This is a genomic window from Dickeya zeae NCPPB 2538, assembly GCF_000406165.1.
Classification (GTDB): Bacteria; Pseudomonadota; Gammaproteobacteria; order Enterobacterales; family Enterobacteriaceae; genus Dickeya; species Dickeya zeae.
Map to the genome: position 1 here is coordinate 2,883,565 of NZ_CM001977.1, position 22,584 is coordinate 2,906,148.

Sequence of the window (22,584 nt, forward strand, 5' to 3'; positions counted from 1 at the left end):
TTTTATGGCATCGGGAAAATGGCTGCTACCGTTAAGTCTGACGGCATTACTGGTCAGCGGTGCAGTCCACGCGGTTTCCATACCGGCAGTGGAAGCGAAAAACGGTATGGTGGTCACCTCACAGTACCTCGCATCACAAGTTGGTGTCGATATTCTGAAAATGGGGGGGAACGCCATTGATGCGGCGGTAGCGGTCGGTTATGCGCAGGCCGTCGTCAATCCCTGCTGCGGCAACATCGGCGGTGGTGGATTTATGACAATCCATCTGGCAGATGGTCAGGATACGTTTATCAATTTCCGTGAAACAGCGCCTGCCGCCGCGTCCGCCAATATGTATCTGGATGCGAACGGCAACGTTAAAAAGGATGCCAGTCTGTATGGCTATCTGGCAGCGGGTGTTCCCGGTACGGTACTGGGGCTGGAAACGGCCCGCGAAAAATACGGCAAGCTGACCCGCGCGCAGGTTATGGCACCGGCCATCAAACTGGCGCGAGAAGGTTTTGTTTTGACACGCGGCGATACTGATATCCTCGACACGACTGTCAAACGGTTTAAGCAAGATCCCGAGTCTGCGCGCATTTTTCTGCGCCCGGACGGCTCCGCCTTACAACCGGGCGACCGACTGGTACAGACTGACTTAGCCAACACATTACAGGCGATATCCGACAAAGGCCCTGATGCGTTCTACCACGGCACCCTTCCTCAGGTTATCGAGGAAGCGTCCAAAAAAGGGGGGGGTATCCTGACAGCGGCCGATTTCGCCAACTATCGGGTAACGGAAACCAAACCTATCACCTGTAGCTATCGCGGTTATCAGTTCATCTCATCACCACCGCCCAGTTCCGGTGGGATCACGATGTGTGAAACACTCAATATTCTCGAAGGTTACGACCTTAAGAGTATGGGATTTAACTCGGCGCAAGCTATCCATGTGATGACTGAAGCCATGCGACACGCTTACATGGACCGCAACACCTATCTGGGTGACCCGGCATTCGTTAAAAACCCCACGGAACGGCTGTTGAGCAAAGACTATGCAGCCCAAATCCGCAAAAAAATCGACGAGACCAACGCCACACCGTCTGAACAGGTCAAACCCGGCATGGAACCGCATGAAAAACCGGAAACCACCCACTATTCGATCGTCGATAATCTGGGGAATGCCGTCTCTACCACTTATACGGTGAACGGCCGCTTCGGCGCGGTCGTTATCGCTCCCGGCACCGGATTCTTCCTTAACGACGAGATGGATGACTTCACTGTCAAAGTCGGGGAGAAGAACCTGTATGGACTGGTGCAAGGAGAACGCAACGCCATTGCCCCGGGTAAACGCCCGTTGTCGTCAATGAGCCCGTCACTGGTGACCAAAGACGGCAAAATCTTCCTGGTACTGGGCTCACCGGGTGGGTCGCGGATTATCAGCATTACGCTGCAAAGCGCGCTGAATATTCTTGATTTTGGCATGCTGCCGCAAGAAGCGGTGGATGCACCGCGCATCCACCACCAGTGGTTACCCGATGAGGTGTACTACGAACAACGAGGTCTGTCAGCCGATACCCTCAAGCTGTTAAAAGAACGCGGCTATAAAATGGTAGAACAGACCCCTTGGGGTGCCACCGAACTGATCATGGTCGGTCTGCCCGGTGTGGAGGGAGTCATCCCTGCTAACTCCGGCAACGACTCAGCCGTGTCTGGCAAGGTTCGTGAAGGGTATCTGTACGGCGCCAACGATTCACGCCGACCCGCCGGCGCCGCTATCGGTTACTGATAACCCGGTAACCACGCTTGTTCTGTAGTTTGTTCTGTACTACGGGTGTCCGGTACCACGCCGGGCGCCCGCTCCGAGAGTCGAAATACCCCTACGGCCTGCACCAGTTCTTCTGCCTGCCCACTCAAACTTCCCGCTGCTGCCGCCATCTCTTCGACCAGCGCCGCGTTTTGCTGGGTCGTGCGCTCCATGCTCACCACCGCCTCGCCAATCTGCGATACGCCACTACTCTGTTCGTGGCTGGCTGAGCTGATCTCCCCCATAATGTCGGTCACCCGGCGGATACTATTGACCACATCATGCATGGTACTACCGGCTTTATCAGCCAGCGTGCTGCCGCTTTCGATGCGCTCGACACTGCTGGAAATCAGCGTTTTGATCTCACGGGCTGACTCTGCACTGCGCTGCGCCAGCGCCCGCACCTCACCCGCCACCACCGAGAATCCACGACCTTGTTCACCGGCACGGGCCGCTTCCACCGCCGCATTCAGCGCCAGAATGTTGGTTTGAAACGCGATACCGTCGATAACACTGATGATGTCAGCAATACGCTGGGCGCTATCATTGATCTCCCGCATGGTGTCCACCACCTCAGTGACCACGCTTCCACCCTGCTCCGCCACCTGACTAGCCGTCTGGGCCAGCTGATTTGCCTGACGGGCATTATCCGCATTCTGTTTCACCGTCGCGGATAGTTGCTCCATCGACGCGGCCGTCTGCTCCAGCGCGCTAGCCTGGGATTCCGTACGTGCAGACAAATCATGATTGCCATGCGCGATTTCACCACTGGCCATCCTCACCGATTCAGCACCATGACGCACCTGTGTGACAATGCGTCCCAGACTTTCCTGCATATGCGACAACGTATTGAGTACGACGGTAATTTCATCACGCCCACGGACGATGATCGGGTAGGTTAAATCGCCATTCGCGACGGCTTCGGCGGCTGATTGTGCCTGCAACAGACTGCGGACGATGCCACGTACCATCAACCAGCCAAATACCACCGCGCCGCTAATACCGGCCAGCACCGCCAGAATAGCCAGCGTTTTTAGCCACTGGTAACGCTGCACAGAGTCGGTGTATTCCTCTTTAGCCACATCAACTTGCAACGTCACCAGTTGGCTGAGTATGGCATGGCTTTGTTTTTCCAGCGGGCTGACTTTGCTGTCATAGAGACGCATTGCCTGTTCCATTTGTCCGGCACGGATCGCTGAATCAGTAGGTTGTATCCCCTCGCGGTTATAGCGTTGCAAATTCTCAGCGAATTGATCCGCCAGACGCGTTTCATCCGGTGTCAAATATGTTGCACGGTACTCACGCCACACCTGATCGATCCGGGTCGTATTCTGATTGAGTTCTTCAACGCGTTGTTGTTTATTGCCCGCGTCCGGTAATAACAGCATATCCATCAGTAATATCCGATTACGCTGCATCAGCCATTCCATCTTTTCCAGTTGGGCCAGTACCACCGTGCGGTCTTCATACACGGTCTTAAGCGAGTGATTGGCCTTTTCTGCGGTAAACATGCCGATAGCGCCCATGATTAGGATGCCCAACGATAGCATCCCGGTGAAACTCCATAATCGTGTCGAAATTTTCATTGTTGCAAAGCCTGTGCTGTGTAATGTCGTCTGTTGTTATGTCTTCATTGACCATATGGCTATCCCGTACTTATCCGGTCGGGAAAATGTTTTTCTGCGAGGTGACGCGAAAACAAGAGATGAACTATATATAAAACCTTGTAATGACAGAAGGTTATCAATTTTCACACCCGGCGAATAAAATAGAATGGAATGGCATTTCACAAGCAGAATCGCATCGCTGTTACCGCTTTTCAGAACGGTAAATGTTACTTATGTTATTGAAGGCCGCCATTTATAAAAAACATCGGAAATTATTTTTTATAGTGATCGGTGATTGAGAAGAAACACTTATGATTGATAGCCACCCTATGGCACCTGTTCGGAGAAAGGAATTCATGTCGCATACCCTGTTACTGCCCCCACCGTTGCATCCGGGCGACACCATCGGTTTTTTCTCCCCCTCTTCACCGGCAACGCACTTCGCGCCGGCCCGTTTTGAGCGGGCGAAATCTTTTCTCCAACAGCACGGTTACCGCCTGCGTGCCGGTTCGCTGACCGGTAAAAGCGATTACTACCGCTCCGGCAGTATTGCCGCCCGTGCCGACGAGCTGAATACGCTGATTCGCGATCCGGCGGTACGCTGCATCATGTCGACTATCGGCGGTAACAACAGCAACGCACTGCTGCCCTATCTCGACTACGACGCACTGTGTCGGGATCCTAAAATCATCATCGGTTACTCCGACGTGACCGCGTTATTACTGGGTATTTATGCCCGTACCGGACTGGTGACGTTTTACGGCCCCGCGCTGGTGGCCTCGTTTGGCGAATTCCCACCGTTGGTAGACGAGACCTTTGCCAGTTTCGTCGCACTGACCAGCACTGTGCAGCCCAGCCAAACATATGCTCCGCCATCACGCTGGACCGACGAACGGGTGGACTGGAACCAGCAGTCACGTGCCAAAACCACCTATACCAACCAGTGGCGTTTTGAGGGCAGCGGTTCGTATCAGGGGCGACTTATCGGTGGCAATCTCAACACCATGGCCGGGATCTGGGGCAGCCCGTTTATGCCGGAAATTAATGAGGGCGACATTCTGCTGCTGGAAGACTCGCTTAAGGACATCTCCACCGTAGAGCGCGCCTTTGCGCACTTGAAACTCTGCGGCGTGTTTGAGCGGGTGGCCGCCGTGATCCTGGGTAAACACGAATTGTTCGATGACAAGGGCAGCGGCCGTGATTCGTTAACCGTATTACGCGAGGTGCTTAAGGGACAACCGCTGCCAGTACTGGCGGATTTCGACTGCTGCCATACCCACCCGATGTTAACAATGCCACTCGGGGTACAGGTCAGCGTCGATTTCGACGCAGGCCAGGTCAGACTGTGTGAACCCTGGCTACATCAGCCCTGATCCGTCGATAAACATGCGGTGAAGCTGGTCAGAAAATCCGTCAGCCATTCCGGCTGTGTGCCGGGCCGGTGCACCAGATAATAGGCTGCTCCCGTCTTCACCGTACTGCTGAAGGGCATCACCAACCGCTGGCGGCGGAGATCTTCTTCTACCAGCGTCACATCGGCAATCGCAATCCCAAACCCTTGAATCGCGGCACTGATCGCTAAATCCATCGTATCGAACTGCTGATGACGACGCATTACCTGCTCGCTGATGCCCTGCGTTTTGAGCCACAATTTCCAGTCACGCTGATCCTGGGTGGGATGCAGTAACGTCAACCGGGACAGTTGCTCCGGCATCAGTGTCGTCTGCCCAACTGACAGCAAGTGCGGTGCCAGTACTGGCGAGAGTACCTCGTCAAACAGCTTGCCGTCATGTTGCGTCGGTGCTGAATGTGGCGCAAATACCACCGCCACATCGAAATCTTCATGACGAAAATCGACCCCGTGTTCGGTAGTGGTGGTTAGGGCAACATGGATATCCGGCCGTGACTGCTCCAGCAGCATCAAATGTGACACCAGCCAGCGCATGGCGCAGGTCGGCGCTTTCATGCGGATCGAGCGACTTTCACGCACCTGATCGGTTACCCGAAACAGTTGCTCGAACACCTCACGGACGTCTGGCAGTAGCTGGCTGCCCTGCGGGGTGAGCCGCAAACCGCGCGCATGACGCTGAAACAGTGCAAACCCCAGCCACGCTTCCAGTGACGCGATTTGACGGCTTACCGCCCCCTGGGTCACAAACAGTTCCTCTGCCGCCCGAGTGAAATTGAGATGGCGGGCGGTGACCACAAACGCGTGTAGCGCATTGAGTGGCGGAATACGTTTATTCATGTTCAGCAATGCCCTTTGGCCGGTAGCCATAAGTAAATTGATTACATAACTATGCAGAAAAGTCGGCACTACCTCTGACCTGTTAATCCTGCATTACTGGTACTAATGGCCGCTCATTTCATCAAGTATGCGGCTCATCATCACAGCAACTTATCGCTGACAGAGGATAAAATCACCAGGAAAGGCCTCAAGCCATGCATTTTTCTCATGGCTATTATGACAACAATTCGATTGTGGTACTACTACCGGCAACGTCTAATGCATGAATAGTTATTCATTTATTACGTTTTGACGTACTGTGTTATTAACGTCTCGTGTTACTAACGTACGAGTATTAACGGCAACCCACGGAGATCACGTATGCCGATTCACACCCCGGTGCGCTTTAGTTCCAAATTACCGGATGTAGGAACCACTATCTTCACCGTCATTGGTCAGTTATCCAGCCAGTATAACGCCATTAACCTGTCACAAGGCGCGCCCAGTTTTCCGTGCTCTCCCGAGTTGATCGCCGGGGTGACGCGCGCCATGACCGCTGGTCATAATCAATACGCATCGATGTCCGGACTGGTGTCGCTCAAAGAGGTGGTGGCGGAAAAAGTGCGGCGTTTGTACGGCCAGCATTATGACGCCGGGCAGGAGGTCACGATCACCGCCAGCGCCAGCGAAGGGCTCTACTCCGCTATTTCTGCATTGGTACACCCGGGCGATGAGGTCATTTATTTCGAACCCTCCTTTGACAGCTACGCGCCAATTGTGCGACTGCAAGGCGCGACACCGGTTGCACTGAAACTGGCGTTACCGGGTTTTAGCATTGATTGGGATGAAGTTCAGGCCGCCATCACGTCACGCACCCGCATGATTATCATTAACTCGCCCCATAACCCGAGTGGTCAGGTGCTGAGTGCCGATGATCTGGCGCAACTGGCTCGCCTGACGCGCAACACCGATATCGTGATCCTGTCTGATGAAGTCTACGAACACGTGGTCTTTGACGGGCAGCAACACCACAGCATGGCAACCCACAGCGAGCTGGCTGCGCGCAGTGTGATTGTCTCCTCGTTTGGCAAGACGTTTCACGTCACGGGCTGGCGCGTCGGTTACTGTCTGGCCCCGGCAGCGCTGATGGATGAGATCCTTAAAATCCACCAGTTTATGATGTTCTCCGCCGACACGCCGATGCAGTATGCCTTTGCCGAGTACATGGCGGACCCCGCGACTTATCTGTCGTTGGGGCAGTTCTATCAACAAAAACGCGATCTGCTCACGCACGCGTTGCAAGGTAGCCCCTTTGAATTGCTGCCTTCTGCCGGATCCTTCTTCATACTGGCCAGCTTCGCGCATTTCAGCGATGAGAGCGACAGCGATATGGTCAAACGACTGATTGTCGAGCACGGCGTGGCGACTATTCCGCTCTCGGCGTTTTACACCGATGGTACGGATAATAAATTAATTCGTCTTTCCTTCTCTAAAGATGACGCTACGCTACTGGCGGGTGCAAAAGCCTTGTGTCAGGTAACAGGTCGTTAATAGGTCGCCACGTACCCGTCATGTGTACATAGAGAGCGCTGTACCTGGCTGTTACCTGAGGCCACCGTTGTTTAATCATGATTTGAACACTACTTATTGATTCACCGGAGATCGTTCCCACTATGAAAAAACTAAGCATACTGATGTTGTCACTGGGGTTGTTGTCCTCTTCCGTTGCACTGGCACAAACTGAATTGCGTTTCGGTCTGGAAGCGGAATACCCGCCGTTTGAGAGTAAAAACGCCAAAGGGCAACTGGAAGGGTTCGATATCGATCTGGGCAACGCCATTTGTAAGGCCGGTAACTTCAAATGCAGTTGGGTAGAAACCTCCTTTGATGCCCTGATCCCGGCACTGCAGGCCAAAAAATTCGACGCTATCAACTCCGCTATGAACATCACGGAAAAACGTAAAGAAGCGATCGACTTCACCCAGCCTATCTACCGTATTCCGACACAGTTAGTCGGCAAACCCAATACCGGTCTGGCCCCGACGGCCGAAGCGCTGAAAGGCAAAAATATCGGTGTGTTGCAGGGCTCGATTCAGGAAGTGTATGCCAAGGCGCACTGGGAGCCGAAAGGTGTGACGGTGACAAGCTACAAAGATCAAAACCTGGCCTATGACGACCTGGCGGCAGGCCGTCTGGACGGCACGCTGGTGATGGCGGCGGCAGGTCAGTCCGGTTTCCTGGATAAGCCAGAAGGTAAAGGCTACGCCTTTATCGGCGGACCGGTAGAAGACACCTCGATTCTGGGCAGCGGCATCGGTTTCGGCCTGCGCAAAGGCGATGAAGCCTTAAAAACCGAACTGGACAAGGCTATCAAACAAGTGAAAGACGATGGCACCGTCGAGAAACTGGCGAAACAATACTTCCCCGGTTTCGACGTACGAGTGCAATAACAACCGTTATCACCGACTCATGCACTGAAAGACAGCTATAACATGACAAGGCCCGCATCATATATGCGGGCCTTATTGCATTTAACCAACCAAACGCGGAAAGATGCCTGTTACGGCAACGGCAAATCCTTCAACCGTCCGGGATGTTGTTTGACGATATCCCAAGGCAGGATTTCCCAGCCGGACCCTTTGCACAGCGACGTAAAATTAGAAGTCATGGTCTGAAAATAGATGCCTTGGGGTGTCAGGCTCCAGGGCGCGTTCGCCCACACCTCCGATGAACTGTAGTCACAAACATCTTCGCTTTCATCATCCGTCGCCGCGGTCTGTTTCGGATAAAGCCGGACAAACTCAGCCGCCAGCCATGTCGGCAAGTTTTCTTGCAAATAATCATCTGGGATGGCCGAATCATCCGGCACCGGTGATTCGCCTACCCACATCAAATCAGACAGCGTCAGCCAGCTCGCATCAGAGACACGCAAATTATGGGGCGATACATCCATATAACCGTGTGCGCCGCCGCAGCTCCTGTCGCCGGATACCACATAGCTGATCATTTTCTCTGATAGCAGGCTAATCTTTACCTTGTCATCTGAATGTTCACACTGCGTAGCGGCCATCACCGTCCGCCAGAAGCTCTCTCGTAGCGCAGCGTTCAAGGCAGCAAGCTGTTCCGCCGGATAGCCAGAGGTTAACTGAAACATCGACAGCTTAGCGCTCGGTTCCTGCCACCACTCCACGTTATAGCCGTTGACGACGCCCTGTTTGACCATCACCGGCTCGGCCGTTGCACGCAACAGATAGTCATAAGGCGAGACTTGGTAGAGTGACTGCATAAAGGGCGACAATCCGGCGGTAGCTATCGGTGCTATTGGCGACAGTACCACAGTGATCGGTGTCCCCTGCCCCTGACGCCACTCGCCCTGCCAGCCGTTATTATTGGCAGGTTGTAACGTGATGACCGGGCTGTTGGTGGGCTTTGCCTCAGCATCGGCCTCGTCGTCATTCTCCAACGCATCGACATCGACATTCAGCGTCAACTGCCCTTGCTTGCTGTGCTGACCATTAATATGGTGAGTCACTCGCTCTGGGGTAGTGAAATAGCGACTCTCCACACGCCCATCTACGTTAACATCCAACTCCATCACTACCGGCGTTGTCCCCAGCGTGCCGTTATATATTACAGGCTTGGCCTGAGCCATCTCCACCAGACAAACGAAACCCAGCACCACTATCCTTGAGGCTAATGTTAATAAATTCATATTAAATAAACAGATAAGAAAGAAAGCCGATACTATAACGGAAATAGATTAAGCATCGTAATCAAAAACCATACAGTATTCTGATCCTATCCCAAATAATTCGAGTTGCAGAAAGATGGGTATATACAGGGAATCACAATGAGTACCCCGGTCTGGATACACGCAAACCGGGGCATTCGTCGTGCATATTAAGGTAGCGGCAAATTCTTCAAACGACCAGGATGTTGCTTCACGACACTCCACGGTACGATGGCCCAGGGAGCATCATCACAAACGCTGTCACTCGTCGGGAAAGTCGGGTGGAAAAGAATGCCCTGAGCAGTCAGGCTCCATGTTGGAAACATCCAGACCTCAGGCCGCCGATAATCACACAGAGTATTACCTCCACCACTATTTACCGTATTAGCCATTCTTGCTGGATACATCACAGAGAATTGCTCAGCCAGCCAATGTGGGAGTATTCCATCATTGTAATCTTTCGGTTCCAACGTATTATCTGGTGCTGGCTGCTCGCCAACCCAGAACAAATCCTTTAACTCCATATGACTAGCATCACTAGCATATAGGCTTTCACTTCTAACACCAGAGTTATAACCATTGCCACAGCTTTCACTGCCAGCGATAGAGTAACTCACTACCCAAGGTAGTAACTGGTTGATGTTTACTTGCTCAGTATAGGAGCCTTTATCTGTCCCTTGCATACAACGGTAGTAATTTAATACCTCCTGCCACAGTTCCTTGCGCAACATCGCATTCAACCCCGACAATTGTTCTGCCGGATAGCCGCTGCGTAACTGAAATGTCGTCATGCCAGATAATGGATCCCGCCACCATTCCACATCATACCCATTCACCGTTTCCTGCTTTGTCATAACTGGCTCAGCTCTTTCATGCCGCAGGTATTCATAACGTGAATGCTGATACGCCTGTTGCATAAACGGTGAGGCTGTCGCAGGCAATTCGGTAACCAGAGACAGCACCACCGGATAGGATTTACCTTTACCGTTGCGCCATTCGCCCTGCAAGGTGTTCTGATCGCGGCTACGCAGCACCATCACCGGTATCGGATCTTTGCCAGCCAGTGCTTGTTGCTCATCCATCGAATCATCGCCTTCCGACAGCACCAGATTGCCCTGTACATCCTGTGAGCCGGATAATCCAATGTCTTTGCGGTATTTAGTATAAAAATAACGCCCATTAATACTTTGGTTCTCTGGCTGACCGGGGGCGTTATACAGCTCCACCACAATGGTGGTATTGCCTATAGTGCCGCGATAAACGGGAAAATCATCGTCAGCCTGAGTGACCCCAACCAGACAAACGAAACCCAGCACCACTATCCTTGAGGCTAATGTTAATAATTTCATATTAAATAAACAGATAAGAAAGAGAGCTGATACTATAACGGAAATAGATTAAGCATCGTAATCAAAAAAATAGAAGACTATACAGGTCATTGATGGTGCAGCTTTTCCCCTACGACGATCAGGGGATGGATGTGATTGGTGATAATCCTTCACAGTTAAGCGATCTCTACCAGCGTTTCAACCACTACCTGCTGGATAACGACCGTCCGCTGATGGACCGCTATTACGGTGCCTAATATCTTCAGATTTAAAGTACAAAAACGCCAATATCCTCACGGAATAGTCCACACGCCTCAATGGCAATTTTCCCCCCACGCTCTATGCTATGACGAGTCAGGGAAAACGCTGACGCGACGCGCGCCGACGTTATCCTGGTGATTTTTTTCACACAAAAAGGACAACACCATGAATCAAATCAAATTGTTAGGTATTTCCGGCAGTCTGCGTAAAGCCTCTGCCAACCGGGGATTGCTGCGTGCCGCGCAGTCGGTACTGCCCGCTTATGCCACGCTGGATATTGCCGACCTGCTGGATGTACCGTTTTATAACGCTGATTTGACTGAGGTACCTGAATCCGTGCAGCGCATCGCCCGTCAGGCCAGTGAGGCGGATGGTTTTGTGTTCGCCTGTACCGAATACAACTACTCCATGGCACCGGCACTGAAGAATATTCTGGACTGGTTATCCCGCTTGCCGGATACCACCATTTTAAGCGGTAAACCGGCAGCATTGATGGGTGCGGGCGGCGGTATGGGTACCTCGCGAGCGCAGTATCATTTGCGCCAGAGTTGCGTCTACCTGAATGTGCATGTGCTGAACAAGCCGGAAGTTTTCGCTAACGCTTTTGCTGGTGGTTTCGACGATCAGGGCAACCTGAAAGATGAAAACATTACCGTTCTGATTGCCGAGCAAATGAATGCGCTTGTCGATGAGATCGGGCTCAGAAGATAACACATCCTTTCATCAGGCTACCGCCCACTGTCGGGCGGCAGTCGCTTATGCCGCCACCGTTCCCACTTTCATCATCGCTTCGCTGGCCACCGTCAGTGCCGGATGGCGACAAAAACGCACCACTTCGCCGACCACTAACAAGCTGGGCGACTGCGGCTGATAACGCGCCATCAGTGCAGGCAAGGTCGCAAGCGTCGCGGTCATCACGCGTTGCTCCGGCTGTGTGCCACGCTCAATAATCGCCAGCGGCGTACTGGCAGGCAGGCCGTGTGCTATTAACTTCTGGCACAGACGGCTGGCATGACTCAGCCCCATATAAAACACCAGTGTTTGCTGGCCTGCGCCCAGGGTTTCCCAGTCCAGTTGCGGCTCGCCATCACGGGCATGGCCGGTAATAAACCGTACCGATTGAGCACAATCCCGGTGCGTCAGCGGCAACCCTACCGCCGCCGCACAGCCGGTCGCGGCGGTAATCCCAGGTACCACATGGCAACGCACACCCTGTTGATGCAGGTAATCCATTTCCTCACCGCCACGCCCGAAAATAAACGGATCGCCGCCTTTTAAGCGCACGACACGCTGCCCGGCTTGCGCCAGTTCCATCAACAGTTGATTGATTTGCGGTTGTGGCAGTGCGTGGTTGCCCTGCTGTTTACCGACATCAATGCGCAAAGTGTCACGCGCTACTAACGCCATAATGTCGGCGGAAACCAGCCGGTCATGCACGACCACATCCGCCTGCTGAATCACTCGCAGCGCCTTGATAGTCAGTAATTCGGCATCGCCGGGACCGGCACCCACCAGCCAGACATCACCTGCCAGTAACGGCTGGCGTTGATGGCCCTGCGCCATCAGCGTATTCAGAGTAAGGTTCATAGAATGACTCCTTCTTCCGGGCGCGGCTCAGCCCGCCCGGCGTAATGTGTCTGGCGTCGCATACTGTTGCAGCAACGCCTTCAGTTCCGGTACGCAAGATCCGCAGTTAGTCCCGCACTGTAGCTGTTCACCCAGTTGCGTCACGCTGTGGCACCCCTGACGGATAGCGTCGATAATGCGCTGCTCACCAACCGCGAAACAGCTGCAAATGGTCGCGCCTTGCGGTGTTTCCCCCTGTGGGGCACACCCCGCCAGCAACGCCAGTCGATCAGACGACTGCTGTGGCGGTACGGTAAATGCCGCCAGCACCGCTTCACGCGCCAGTTGCGGACGATGCGCCCCCACATAAAGCGCCACGGCGACCTGTGTGCCTCGCCAGCCAATCGCATGAAACAGCCGGTCGTCCCCCTGAGCCTGCTGAAATTCAACGTCGCTCAGGTCATATTGCCGGGTCAGCCAGTCGAGCCAGTGTTCCGGTGTGCGCTCGTCGGCGATCACGTAATGCGACACCCCGTCCGCAGTCACTCGACTCCAGTAGCCACAGTCCGGTACGGCGACATCGCCGCGGACAAACAGCTCGCCGAACCAGACGGCGGGCCAGCGTTGGATGCGTACTCGCGCCTGCTTGCTTTCCGGCTGACCGGAGTAAGGGTCAGTCACTGCCGCCACCAGGCTATCGACGCGCGCCTGTGCGCTGAATTGCCGGTTCCAGTGCATGGGCACAAAAATGCTGCCGGGCTGCTGACCACGCTGAACCTGCGCCCGCGCCAACATCCAGCCGGACCCGGCGCTGATACGCACCAGTTCACCATCGTGTACACCGGCGTTAAGCGCATCCTGCGGGTGCAGATCGCAGTAAGGTTCCGGCAAATGCTGCATCAGACGCGCCGCCTTGCCGGTGCGGGTCATGGTGTGCCACTGGTCACGTACCCGCCCGGTGTTGAGCACCAGTGGATACGCCGGGGACGGTGGATTGACCGGCAGCTGTGGGGTGATTGCCAGCAGCCGCGCCTTACCGTCTGGATGCCAGCAGCGGCCATCGGCGTATAAGCGTGCGGTACCGCTATTGGCATGAGGGGGCACCGGCCATTGTACCGGGGTAAGTTGCTGCCAGTGCTCATCGCTGAGCGTTGCCAGCGCGCTGATATTGAAAGCACGCTGCCCCTGATTCTCAAACCCGGATAACGCGGCATGTTCACGGAAAATTTGCGCCGGGTGGCGGTAATCAAACGCCTCGCCAAACCCCATACGCGTCGCGACCTGCGACACAATCCACCAGTCTGCTTTCGCCTCGCCCGGCGCAGGCAAGAACGCGCGTTGGCGGGAAATACGTCGTTCGGAATTGGTGACCGTGCCGTCTTTTTCTCCCCACGCCAATGCCGGTAGCAGGATATGGGCGCATTCGGTGGTATCGGTATGGCGCATCACATCAGAGACAATCACCAGCGGGCAGCGCAACAACGCCTGCCGCACGCGATCGGCCTCCGGCATTGACACCACCGGGTTGGTCCCCATGATCCACACCGCCTTCACCTGCCCGGCTTCGATGGCGCGGAACAAGTCCACCGCCATCAGCCCCGGTGCCGAAGCCACCCGGTCACTGCCCCAGAAGCGGCCAACCCGCGACACCTCTTGCGGGCTGAACCCCATGTGCGCCGCCAGTTGGTTCGCCAACCCGCCCACTTCCCGGCCCCCCATGGCATTCGGCTGACCGGTAATCGAAAACGGGCCACAACCTGCACGACCGATACGGCCGCTGAACAGATGCACATTGATAATCGCGTTGCATTTGTCGCTACCGGAAGCAGACTGGTTAATCCCCTGCGAGTAGAGCGTGACTACCTTGCCGGTCTCACTAAACCACTGGTAAAAGCAGGTGATGTCCTCGTGTCGTAACCGGCAGAATTGCGCCACCTGTTCTACCGTCCACTCATCGGTCGCCGCCAGCGCCGCTTCCACACCGCTAAGCGCATCGGGCAACGGCGCGGATTGCTGCGCCAGCCAGCGCAGCAGTCCGTTGAACAACCCGGCATCGCTGCCGGGTGCCAGCGGCAGATGTAAATCTGCCGCATCGCAGGTAGCGGTATGGCGAGGATCCACCACCACGACCTTCATGTGTGGACGCTGTTGTTTGGCCTGCATCAGCCGTTGATACACCACCGGGTGCGCCCAGGCGGTATTGGAGCCGACCAGCACCACCAGATCCGCCTGTTCGATGTCCTCGTAGTTACCCGGCACCGCGTCGGCACCCAGCGCTCGTTTGTAGCCGATGACCGCTGAGGCCATGCACAGCCGGGAATTGGTATCCATGTTGGCGCTGCCAATGAATCCTTTCATCAGCTTGTTGGCGACGTAATAGTCTTCGGTCAGTAATTGCCCCGAACCGTAAAACGCCACCGCCTGCGGGCCGTGCTGCGCAATAATATCGCCGAGCGATTGCGCGACCCGGTCCAGCGTCTGATCCCAACTGACGCGCTGCCCATCTACCAGCGGCCATAACAACCGCCCTTGTAGACTCAGCGTGTCGCCAAGCGCTGAACCTTTGACGCACAACCGTCCCTGATTAGCCGGGTGCTGGCTGTCGCCTTTTATGGTCACCCTCCCGTCCGGTTGCGCCGTGGCAATCACGCCGCAACCCACGCCGCAATAAGGACAAGTGGTGCGACAGTCGGTCATAACGCCTCCGCCATATCGGTCGCTACCACCTTCATCGGTTCATCAGCCACCCAGATACGATCCTGAACGACACGTACCGGCCAGACGCGTACCCGCAACTGACTGTCATCCGGGCTGACACCATCACACAAACGCAAACGTTTTTTGTACAACGGCGAAATCACCACCGGCTCACCGTCCACGTCGCCGACAATGCCGCGCGACAGCACGTTAGCACCGCTTCCCGGCTCCAGGTTATCGAGCGCGAACACGCGTGCCGCCTGGCCCGGTTGCGACGCCGGGAGATGGAACAACGCCACCTGCCGATGCCCGACTCGCGCTGCCATCCCTGCATTCGCCGGGATATCGCTGAGGAAACCGACGCACTGCCAGCCATCGGCCCCGAGGGTCTCGGATACGGTGATCGGTTTTTTCTCCTCTAAACGTGCCGGGCGAATCTGACCACGTTCGGGGACCATCACCACCGCCTCATCCGGGGTGTCGCTGTTGAGGAAGGCGCGGAACAATGCCCGGTTTTCGTCATGCGCCAGTGTGGTTTGCCACTCGCACTGGTAGCTGTCGATAACATGGCGCATCTCGCTTTCCAGCTCATCGGCAATCCCCAGACTGTCGTCGATCACCACCTGACGCAGGTAATCAACGCCGCCTTCCAGATTATCCAGCCACACACTGGTACGCTGGAGCCGGTCTGCGGTACGGATGTAAAACATCAGCAGGCGGTCGATCAACCGGAACAGCGTCTCGGTATCCAGATCGCTGGCGAACAGGTCGGCATGGCGTGGCTTCATACCGCCATTACCGCACACGTACAGGTTCCAGCCTTTGTCGGTGGCAATCACACCGATGTCTTTACCCTGCGCTTCGGCGCACTCACGGGTACAACCGGAAACCGCCATCTTGAGCTTATGCGGCGAGCGCAACCCTTTGTAACGATGCTCCAGCGCAATCGCCAGCCCGGTGGAATCCTGCACGCCATAGCGGCACCAGGTTGACCCCACGCAGGATTTCACGGTACGCAGCGACTTGCCGTAGGCATGACCGGTTTCAAAACCGGCGTCGATCAGTTCCTGCCAAATAGCCGGCAGTTGTTCCAGCCGCGCCCCGAACAGGTCGACGCGCTGACCGCCGGTAATTTTGGTGTACAGGTGGTAGCGTTCCGCCACCTGACCGATGGCAATCAACCCTTTAGGCGTGATCTCCCCACCGGGGATACGCGGCACCACCGAGTAGGTACCGTCTTTTTGGATGTTGGCCAGAAAACGGTCATTGGTATCCTGCAACGGCACGTGTTCGGGTTTCAGCACATAGTCGTTCCAGCACGATGCCAGCATCGACCCCACCAGCGGTTTACAAATTTCACACCCCAGCCCGTGGCCGTGACGGGCGATCAACTCGCCGAAACTGTGGATACGGTTGACGCGGATCAGGTGGTACAGTTCCTGACGCGAATAGGCAAAGTGTTCGCAGATGTCTTTTTTCACCTCAATGCCTGACTGCTGCAACCGGTATTCCATCACCTGCTTGAGTAACGGCACACAACCACCGCAGCCAGTGCCTGCTTTGGTACAGGCTTTCAGTGACGCCAGATCGGTGCAACCGTTGTCTACCGCCGCGAAAATGTCCGCTTTGCTGACGTTGTGGCAGGAGCAAATCTGCGCGCTGTCCGGCAGTGCCGCCACCCCCAGCCCTTTCGGTGCCGCCCCATCCAATGCGGGCAGAATCAGGCTTTCCGGATGATCGGGTAACGTCATGTCGTTGAGTTTCATTTGCAGCAGTGTGCTGTAATCGCTGCTGTCGCCGACCAGCACCGCCCCCAGCAGTCGTTTGCCGTCTGCCGAGACAATGATTTTTTTGTAGACCTGATTCGGCTCGTCGTTCCACTGATAACTCTGGCTGCCTTCGGTGTTGCCGTGGGCATCACCGATTGACGCGACATCAACCCCCAGCAGCTTGAGCTTGGTGCTCATGTCAGCGCCGGTGAAAGACTGTTGCTGCTGTTCCTGCTGCGCCGATCGGGCCAGTTGGGCGGCAACGGTGCGCGCCATCTGGTAGCCCGGTGCCACCAGTCCGAATATCTGCCCTTGCCATACCGCACACTCGCCGATAGCGAAGATAGCGTCATCCGACGTCTGGCAATGATCGTCAATCACGATACCGCCACGCGTACCTATCTCCAGCCCAGCCTCACTCGCCAGACGAACGCGTGGGCGAATACCGGCGGAAAACAGTATCAGATCGGTTTCCAGCGACGTGCCATCGGCAAAGTTCATGCGGTGACGCGCCTGCTCGCCTGCCGTAATGGCGAGCGTTTCTTTGCTGGTGTGTACATGCAGACCCAACGCTTCGATTTTGCGCCGGAGCAACTGCGCGCCGCCATCATCCAGTTGCACCGCCATCAGCCGGGGCGCGAACTCCACCACATGGGTCTCCAGCCCCAGTTGGCGCAGTGCGTTAGCGGCTTCCAGCCCCAGCAGTCCGCCGCCCACGACGACGCCACTGCGTGATTCGCGTGCTTCGGCGGCAATCGCATCCAGATTGTCCAATGTGCGATAGACCAGACAGCCGGGGCGATCATTGCCTTTGATTGGCGGTACAAACGCATAGGAACCAGTGGCCAGCACCAGACGATCGTAAGGCGTTTCCTGACCATTCGCATCGCGCACACAGCGGCGCTGGCGATCGATGGCCATCACCTGACAGCCGGTACGCAGCTCAATACCGCTCTGCTCGAAAAAACCGTCACTGACCATCGACAGCGACTCGGCGCTGCGCCCGGCGAAATACTCGGACAAATGTACCCGGTCATAGGCCGGGTAGCGTTCTTCACCAAACACCACCACGTGATATTCCTGGTGCAGGCCGCGCTCCACCAGTTGCTCCAGAAAGTGGTGACCGACCATGCCGTGTCCCACTACCACCAATACGGGTTTACTCATAACAGAAATCCTTACGGCTTCAGGCCGTATGTCTATTTCAGGAAAAGAAAGACCAAATAAAAGCGATGACGGTGCCGATGGCAGCCTGGTCTCCATGGCCGCCAGCAGTTGCGGGCTGTCGTTGACATGACCGAACAGCAACGCACCGCACAACCGATCGTCGCGGAATATCAGACGGCGGTAATGACCGCCGAGTGGGTCTGACAATGAGTGAGTCTGATCGCCCGCCTGCGGATGCAGTTCTCCTGCGCTCACTACGTCAATCCCGGTTACCTTCAGGCGCGTGGCCAGCGGCGTCGGCACGTAATCCGCTACCGGCTGCCCGGCCAATCTGGCCGCCAGCACATCGGCCTGCGCCAGACAGGGGGCCACCAGCCCCACTGTCTCTCCATTGATTTCAGCGCATTCGCCGAGCGCGCTGATAGCCTCGTCGGTGGTACGCAACTGGCCATCCACCACAATGCCGCGTCCGCATGGCAGGCCGCTGTCGCGAGCCAGCTCACATACCGGCTGTACGCCGGTCGCCACCACTACCAGACCGGCAGGAAGACGCGTACCGTCGGCCAGCTCCACCGCCTCAACCTGGCCGCTCCCGCGCTTTTCATTACCGATAAACGACTCGATCTGCACACCGGTCAGGCAACGGATGCCACGCTCTCGCAACCGGGTAGCCAGTAAATCGCTGGCGACATCATCAAGCTGGCGCTCCATCAGCCGGGTGTGGCGATGTACTAACGTCACCTCGGCACCGTGCAGGCGCAATGCGGCGGCGGCCTCAATCCCCAATACCCCGCCACCTATCACCACCACTGGCGTCTTTTGCCGTACTGCCGCCCACATCCGCTCGACATCATCCAGTGTGCGAAACCCGGTTACTCCCGACAGGTTGATGCCCGGCCATGGCGGCATAAACGGACGGGACCCCGTCGCCAGTACCAGGTGGTCATACGCCAGACGGCGGCGGCCGGTGACCACCTCCCGCGCGGCCCTGTCGATACGCAGTACCGACTCACCGGTCAGGACGGTGACGTCCATCGACTCGGGCACCGGCTCCAACTGCGTTTCCTCAAACGTTTTTTCACCCCCCAACACCGACGAGAGCAGTACGCGGTTATAACTGGCACGCGGCTCACGATCGATGAGGGTGATGCGGTAGCGTTGCGCTGCAAGCTGCCCCAGTTTCTTTACCAGCCGGGCGCTGGACAGGCCGTTACCGATGACAACCAGATGCGCTCTCATCGCTCCCTCCCGTCAGGCCGCGTGCGGCTGCTTCTCGTAGAGGAAATGCAGTACCTGCTGGCGGTACTGGTGATAACGCGGGTCGTCCGCCAGCGCGACACGAGAACGCGGACGTTCCAGCGCTACCGTCATGATTTCCCCCACGGTCGCGGCCGGGCCATTAGTCATCATCAGCACCCGATCGGACAGCAGCACTGCTTCATCCACGTCATGGGTGATCAGCACGATGGTGGTATTCAGTTGCTGCTGAATATCCATCACCGCATCCTGCAAATGAGCACGGGTCAGCGCATCCAGCGCGCCGAAGGGCTCATCCATCAGCAACACTTTGGGTTTCATCGCCAGCGCACGGGCGATGCCCACCCGCTGCTTCATCCCACCGGAAATTTCATGTGGTCGCTTGTTCAGGGCGTGCCCCATGTGCACCAGTTCCAGGTTGTGGACAATCCACTCGTGCATTTCCGCCTTGGTCATCTGACCGCGAAACACCTGTTTCACCGCCAGCGCCACGTTGTCGTAGGTGGTGAGCCACGGCAGCAGCGAATGGTTCTGGAATACCACCGCCCGCTCCGGCCCCGGTCCGTCGATTTCACGGTTGTCGCACAACAGGCCACCGTGCGTCGGCAGCGTCAGCCCGGCAATCAGGTTAAGCAGTGTTGATTTACCGCAGCCGGAATGCCCAATCAGACTCAGGGTTTCCCCGGCATGAATATCAAAGCTCACGTTATCAAGCGCCACGAACGAACCGTTGGCGGTGGAGAAACGCTGGCTAACCTGCTGAATACGAATAATCGGTTGATGGCGCATCGGTTTCTCCTTAACGGGTTTCATAGCTAAAGCGTTTGGCCAGCAACATCAGCCCTTGCTCAAGTAACAACCCGACCACGCCAATCACCAAAATAGCGGTGATGATGTTGGGCACGTTGAGGTTGTTCCACTCGTTCCAAATCCAAAAACCGATGCCGATACCGCCAGTCAGCATTTCTGCTGCCACGATCACCAGCCAGGCGATACCGATAGACAACCGAACCCCGGTCAGCACACTCGGCAGTACCGCCGGTAGCAAAATAGTGCGCATGATGGCGAACTCAGACAGCTTCAACACCCGCGCCACATTCAGGTAATCCTGCGGGATTTGGCGTACCCCTTCCGCGGTGTTGAGGATCATCGGCCAGATAGAGCAGATGAAAATCGTCCAGCTGGATGCCGGTTCGGCACGCTGGAACAACAGCAAGCCGATGGGCAGCCACGCCAGCGGGCTGACCGGACGCAACAGCGAAATAATCGGGTTGAACATCGCGGCAATAAACCGAAAACGGCCAATCAGGAAACCGGCGGGAATGCCCACCAGCGCCGCCAGACCGAACCCGATACCGACGCGTTTGAGCGACGCCAGCACATTCCAGCCAATGCCCTGATCGTTAGGGCCTGCCACGTAAAAGGGGTCGGCAAAAATGCTCTGCGCCGCCAGCCAGGTTTGCCACGGCGTCGGGAAACCTTTGCTGCTCAGTGCCGCCATCTGCCATACCGCCAGCAGTAGCAACATACCGAGTCCTCCCGGCAACAACCGGGACAGCCCGTTACTCAGACGCTGCCGCCAGACAGGGCGCGGCGTCGCCACTACCGGTTCCTCCGGTGGCGCGACGGTGGCGGCGTCAGGCAGCGTGATAACCACAGCGTCGGCGGTAGTCGTGTTTTCCGACTCAGCGTCAGGGACGATCGAAAGAATCTGGGCTTGCGTTTTCATGGTCGCTCTCCGTTACTTTTTCACGCTGACGTTCACGCTGAAGCTGTTGGCATAACCGGCCGGATCGCTGCCGTCCCACCGCTTACCGTCAATCAATACGCTGCTGCGCATCTCACTGGACGGCAGCGGTACATTGCCGACCATGCTGGCCGCCTGTTTGTAGATATCGATGCGGTTGACCTGACGGGCTAACGCCTGATAATCCGGCTCCTGCGTCAGCAAACCCCAGCGCTTGTGCTGGGTGAGAAACCACATGCCGTCCGACAGATACGGGAAGTTCACTTCGCCGTCGTGGTAGAAGCGCATCGCGTGCGCGTCCTGCCAGTGTTTACCGGCGCCGTTGTCGTATTGCCCCAACATGCGCCCGACAATCGTCTCCTCCTGGGTATTGACGTATGCCCGCCCGGCGATCACGCTGGCCGTTTCACGTCGGTTATCGTCCGAGCTGTCTATCCAACGCGACGCGTCCAGTACTGCCGCCGTCAATGCCCGTGCGGTGTTAGGGTTAGCGTTTACCCAGGCAGCGCTGGTACCGAGCACTTTCTCCGGGTGGTCCGCCCAAATCTCCTGCGACGTCACGGCGGTAAAGCCAAGTCCATCGGTAATCGCACGCTGGTTCCAGGGCTCACCGACACAAAAACCACTCATGTTGCCGATCTTCATGTTCACCACCATCTGCGGTGGCGGTACCACCACCGTGCGCACGTCATCAAACGGGTTGATGCCGGCGGCACCCAGCCAGTAATAGAGCCACATGGCATGGGTGCCGGTGGGAAACGTCTGGGCGAAGGTATAGGTCCCCGCTGGGCTGGCTGAGATGAATTTTTTCAGGCTGGCGGCATCCGTCACCCCTGCCTGACGCAAGGCGTTGGACAAGGTGATCGCCTGGCCGTTGTTGTTGATGGTCATCAATGCCGCCATATCGTGCTGCGGCCCTGACGCACCGGCTTGCAAGCCGTACAACAACCCATACAGCACATGGGCAGCATCCAGTTCGCCCGATACCAGCTTGTCACGTACCGCAGCCCAGCTCGCTTCCTTACTCGGCACAATGGTAATGCCGTATTTCTTGTCAAACCCTTTGACCGAGGCCATCACCACCGAGGCGCAATCAGTCAATGGAATAAAGCCGACACGCACCTCGTTCTTCTCTGGGGCGTCGGAACCGGCCGCCCAGGCGCTGTTCATTATTCCCGGCATTCCCGGCAGCAACATGGCACCGCCCAGTGCGGCACTCCCTACCAAAAACTGGCGACGGGAAAACGCCTGTGTTTGGTTACTGGTTTTCTTATCGGTTGTGGAATCACTCATTAACGACACCTCGGCAACCCGCCCTTCGACGGCAAAAACAAAAAGGCGCCCATAAGCCATGCGAAAATCGCACGCTTATGGGCGCCTTTGCCCAGCGCTTTCCCGTACCGCCATTAGCACGGAAAAGTCGCAGTGAATTGTTACCGGAG

16 protein-coding genes are annotated in these 22,584 nt (G+C 56.3%); 6 read left to right on the forward strand and 10 right to left on the reverse strand.

Annotated features, from left to right (window positions below):
- Window positions 1-4: 4 nt before the first annotated feature.
- The gene (gene ggt / locus DZE2538_RS12675; protein ID WP_019843950.1) at window positions 5-1,768 is read left to right on the forward strand and encodes a gamma-glutamyltransferase; all 1,764 of its coding nucleotides are present in this window, start codon (window positions 5-7) and stop codon (window positions 1,766-1,768) included.
- Here ggt and DZE2538_RS12680 read toward each other — a convergent pair.
- Complete coding sequence (locus DZE2538_RS12680; RefSeq protein ID WP_023640200.1) at window positions 1,762-3,372, reverse strand: methyl-accepting chemotaxis protein; 1,611 nt, start codon at window positions 3,370-3,372, stop codon at window positions 1,762-1,764. The genes ggt and DZE2538_RS12680 overlap by 7 nt on opposite strands.
- Before the next feature lie 377 nt (window positions 3,373-3,749).
- Between DZE2538_RS12680 and DZE2538_RS12685 the strand changes: the two genes are divergently transcribed.
- Window positions 3,750-4,766: a S66 family peptidase gene (locus tag DZE2538_RS12685; protein ID WP_038916499.1), complete on the forward strand. Its 1,017-nt coding sequence runs from the start codon at window positions 3,750-3,752 to the stop codon at window positions 4,764-4,766.
- Here the strand turns inward: DZE2538_RS12685 and DZE2538_RS12690 are convergent.
- The gene (locus DZE2538_RS12690) at window positions 4,757-5,641 is read right to left on the reverse strand and encodes a LysR family transcriptional regulator (RefSeq protein ID WP_026357830.1); all 885 of its coding nucleotides are present in this window, start codon (window positions 5,639-5,641) and stop codon (window positions 4,757-4,759) included. The two genes, DZE2538_RS12685 and DZE2538_RS12690, sit on opposite strands and share 10 nt — an antisense overlap.
- A 360-nt stretch (window positions 5,642-6,001) precedes the next feature.
- Here DZE2538_RS12690 and DZE2538_RS12695 point away from each other — a divergent pair, with 360 nt between their 5' ends.
- The gene (locus DZE2538_RS12695) at window positions 6,002-7,171 is read left to right on the forward strand and encodes a pyridoxal phosphate-dependent aminotransferase (RefSeq protein WP_038916500.1); all 1,170 of its coding nucleotides are present in this window, start codon (window positions 6,002-6,004) and stop codon (window positions 7,169-7,171) included.
- Between the two features lie 122 nt (window positions 7,172-7,293).
- Window positions 7,294-8,070, forward strand: a complete 777-nt coding sequence (locus DZE2538_RS12700; protein WP_019843955.1) for a transporter substrate-binding domain-containing protein — start codon at window positions 7,294-7,296, stop codon at window positions 8,068-8,070.
- A 110-nt stretch (window positions 8,071-8,180) separates the two neighbouring features.
- Here the strand turns inward: DZE2538_RS12700 and DZE2538_RS12705 are convergent, their stop codons facing one another.
- Both DZE2538_RS12705 and DZE2538_RS12710 read right to left on the reverse strand, forming a co-directional pair.
- Window positions 8,181-9,299 carry a hypothetical protein gene (locus tag DZE2538_RS12705; RefSeq protein WP_236616964.1) on the reverse strand — a complete coding sequence of 373 codons (1,119 nt, stop codon included), beginning with the start codon at window positions 9,297-9,299 and terminating at the stop codon, window positions 8,181-8,183.
- A gap of 221 nt (window positions 9,300-9,520) precedes the next feature.
- Window positions 9,521-10,699: a hypothetical protein gene (locus DZE2538_RS12710; RefSeq protein WP_038916502.1), complete on the reverse strand. Its 1,179-nt coding sequence runs from the start codon at window positions 10,697-10,699 to the stop codon at window positions 9,521-9,523.
- A gap of 92 nt (window positions 10,700-10,791) precedes the next feature.
- On the opposite strand from DZE2538_RS12710, the gene DZE2538_RS20405 reads away from it, so the two are divergent.
- The gene (locus tag DZE2538_RS20405) at window positions 10,792-10,935 is read left to right on the forward strand and encodes a DUF3885 domain-containing protein (RefSeq protein WP_228669689.1); all 144 of its coding nucleotides are present in this window, start codon (window positions 10,792-10,794) and stop codon (window positions 10,933-10,935) included.
- A 169-nt stretch (window positions 10,936-11,104) separates the two neighbouring features.
- Window positions 11,105-11,650 carry an NADPH-dependent FMN reductase gene (locus tag DZE2538_RS12715; RefSeq protein WP_019843959.1) on the forward strand — a complete coding sequence of 182 codons (546 nt, stop codon included), beginning with the start codon at window positions 11,105-11,107 and terminating at the stop codon, window positions 11,648-11,650.
- Window positions 11,651-11,695: 45 nt separating this feature from the next.
- On the opposite strand, the gene cobA is transcribed toward DZE2538_RS12715, so the two are convergent.
- The 6 genes from cobA to DZE2538_RS12745 are packed head-to-tail and all read right to left on the reverse strand — an operon-like array spanning window position 11,696 to window position 22,435.
- A complete protein-coding gene (gene cobA / locus DZE2538_RS12720) occupies window positions 11,696-12,526 on the reverse strand; it encodes a uroporphyrinogen-III C-methyltransferase (protein WP_038916503.1) in 831 nt (276 codons plus the stop codon).
- A 27-nt stretch (window positions 12,527-12,553) separates the two neighbouring features.
- Window positions 12,554-15,202 (reverse strand): nitrate reductase, encoded by a 2,649-nt coding sequence (locus tag DZE2538_RS12725; RefSeq protein ID WP_038916504.1) that lies wholly within the window; start codon window positions 15,200-15,202, stop codon window positions 12,554-12,556.
- A complete protein-coding gene (gene nirB, locus DZE2538_RS12730) occupies window positions 15,199-19,377 on the reverse strand; it encodes a nitrite reductase large subunit NirB (protein ID WP_080638986.1) in 4,179 nt (1,392 codons plus the stop codon). Before nirB ends, DZE2538_RS12725 begins: the two co-directional genes overlap by 4 nt.
- A gap of 12 nt (window positions 19,378-19,389) precedes the next feature.
- Complete coding sequence (locus DZE2538_RS12735; protein ID WP_038916505.1) at window positions 19,390-20,184, reverse strand: ABC transporter ATP-binding protein; 795 nt, start codon at window positions 20,182-20,184, stop codon at window positions 19,390-19,392.
- 10 nt (window positions 20,185-20,194) lie between these two features.
- Window positions 20,195-21,124: a nitrate ABC transporter permease gene (gene ntrB, locus DZE2538_RS12740; RefSeq protein WP_012885357.1), complete on the reverse strand. Its 930-nt coding sequence runs from the start codon at window positions 21,122-21,124 to the stop codon at window positions 20,195-20,197.
- A gap of 12 nt (window positions 21,125-21,136) precedes the next feature.
- Window positions 21,137-22,435, reverse strand: coding sequence for an ABC transporter substrate-binding protein (locus DZE2538_RS12745; RefSeq protein ID WP_038917183.1), 1,299 nt, complete (start codon window positions 22,433-22,435; stop codon window positions 21,137-21,139).
- Between the last annotated feature and the right edge of the window lie 149 nt (window positions 22,436-22,584).

Excerpts from the sequence above, each read along its gene's own strand:
- DZE2538_RS12695 (WP_038916500.1), top strand. The coding sequence starts at position 6,002 with ATGCCGATTCACACCCCGGTGCGCTTTAGTTCCAAATTACCGGATGTA.
- DZE2538_RS12725 (WP_038916504.1), bottom strand. The coding sequence starts at position 15,202 with ATGACCGACTGTCGCACCACTTGTCCTTATTGCGGCGTGGGTTGCGGC.
- ggt (WP_019843950.1), top strand. The coding sequence starts at position 5 with ATGGCATCGGGAAAATGGCTGCTACCGTTAAGTCTGACGGCATTACTG.
- nirB (WP_080638986.1), bottom strand. The coding sequence starts at position 19,377 with ATGAGAGCGCATCTGGTTGTCATCGGTAACGGCCTGTCCAGCGCCCGG.
- DZE2538_RS12710 (WP_038916502.1), bottom strand. The coding sequence starts at position 10,699 with ATGAAATTATTAACATTAGCCTCAAGGATAGTGGTGCTGGGTTTCGTT.
- DZE2538_RS12745 (WP_038917183.1), bottom strand. The coding sequence starts at position 22,435 with ATGAGTGATTCCACAACCGATAAGAAAACCAGTAACCAAACACAGGCG.
- DZE2538_RS12685 (WP_038916499.1), top strand. The coding sequence starts at position 3,750 with ATGTCGCATACCCTGTTACTGCCCCCACCGTTGCATCCGGGCGACACC.
- ntrB (WP_012885357.1), bottom strand. The coding sequence starts at position 21,124 with ATGAAAACGCAAGCCCAGATTCTTTCGATCGTCCCTGACGCTGAGTCG.
- DZE2538_RS12700 (WP_019843955.1), top strand. The coding sequence starts at position 7,294 with ATGAAAAAACTAAGCATACTGATGTTGTCACTGGGGTTGTTGTCCTCT.
- DZE2538_RS12735 (WP_038916505.1), bottom strand. The coding sequence starts at position 20,184 with ATGCGCCATCAACCGATTATTCGTATTCAGCAGGTTAGCCAGCGTTTC.
- DZE2538_RS20405 (WP_228669689.1), top strand. The coding sequence starts at position 10,792 with ATGGTGCAGCTTTTCCCCTACGACGATCAGGGGATGGATGTGATTGGT.
- DZE2538_RS12690 (WP_026357830.1), bottom strand. The coding sequence starts at position 5,641 with ATGAATAAACGTATTCCGCCACTCAATGCGCTACACGCGTTTGTGGTC.
- DZE2538_RS12715 (WP_019843959.1), top strand. The coding sequence starts at position 11,105 with ATGAATCAAATCAAATTGTTAGGTATTTCCGGCAGTCTGCGTAAAGCC.
- DZE2538_RS12680 (WP_023640200.1), bottom strand. The coding sequence starts at position 3,372 with ATGAAAATTTCGACACGATTATGGAGTTTCACCGGGATGCTATCGTTG.
- cobA (WP_038916503.1), bottom strand. The coding sequence starts at position 12,526 with ATGAACCTTACTCTGAATACGCTGATGGCGCAGGGCCATCAACGCCAG.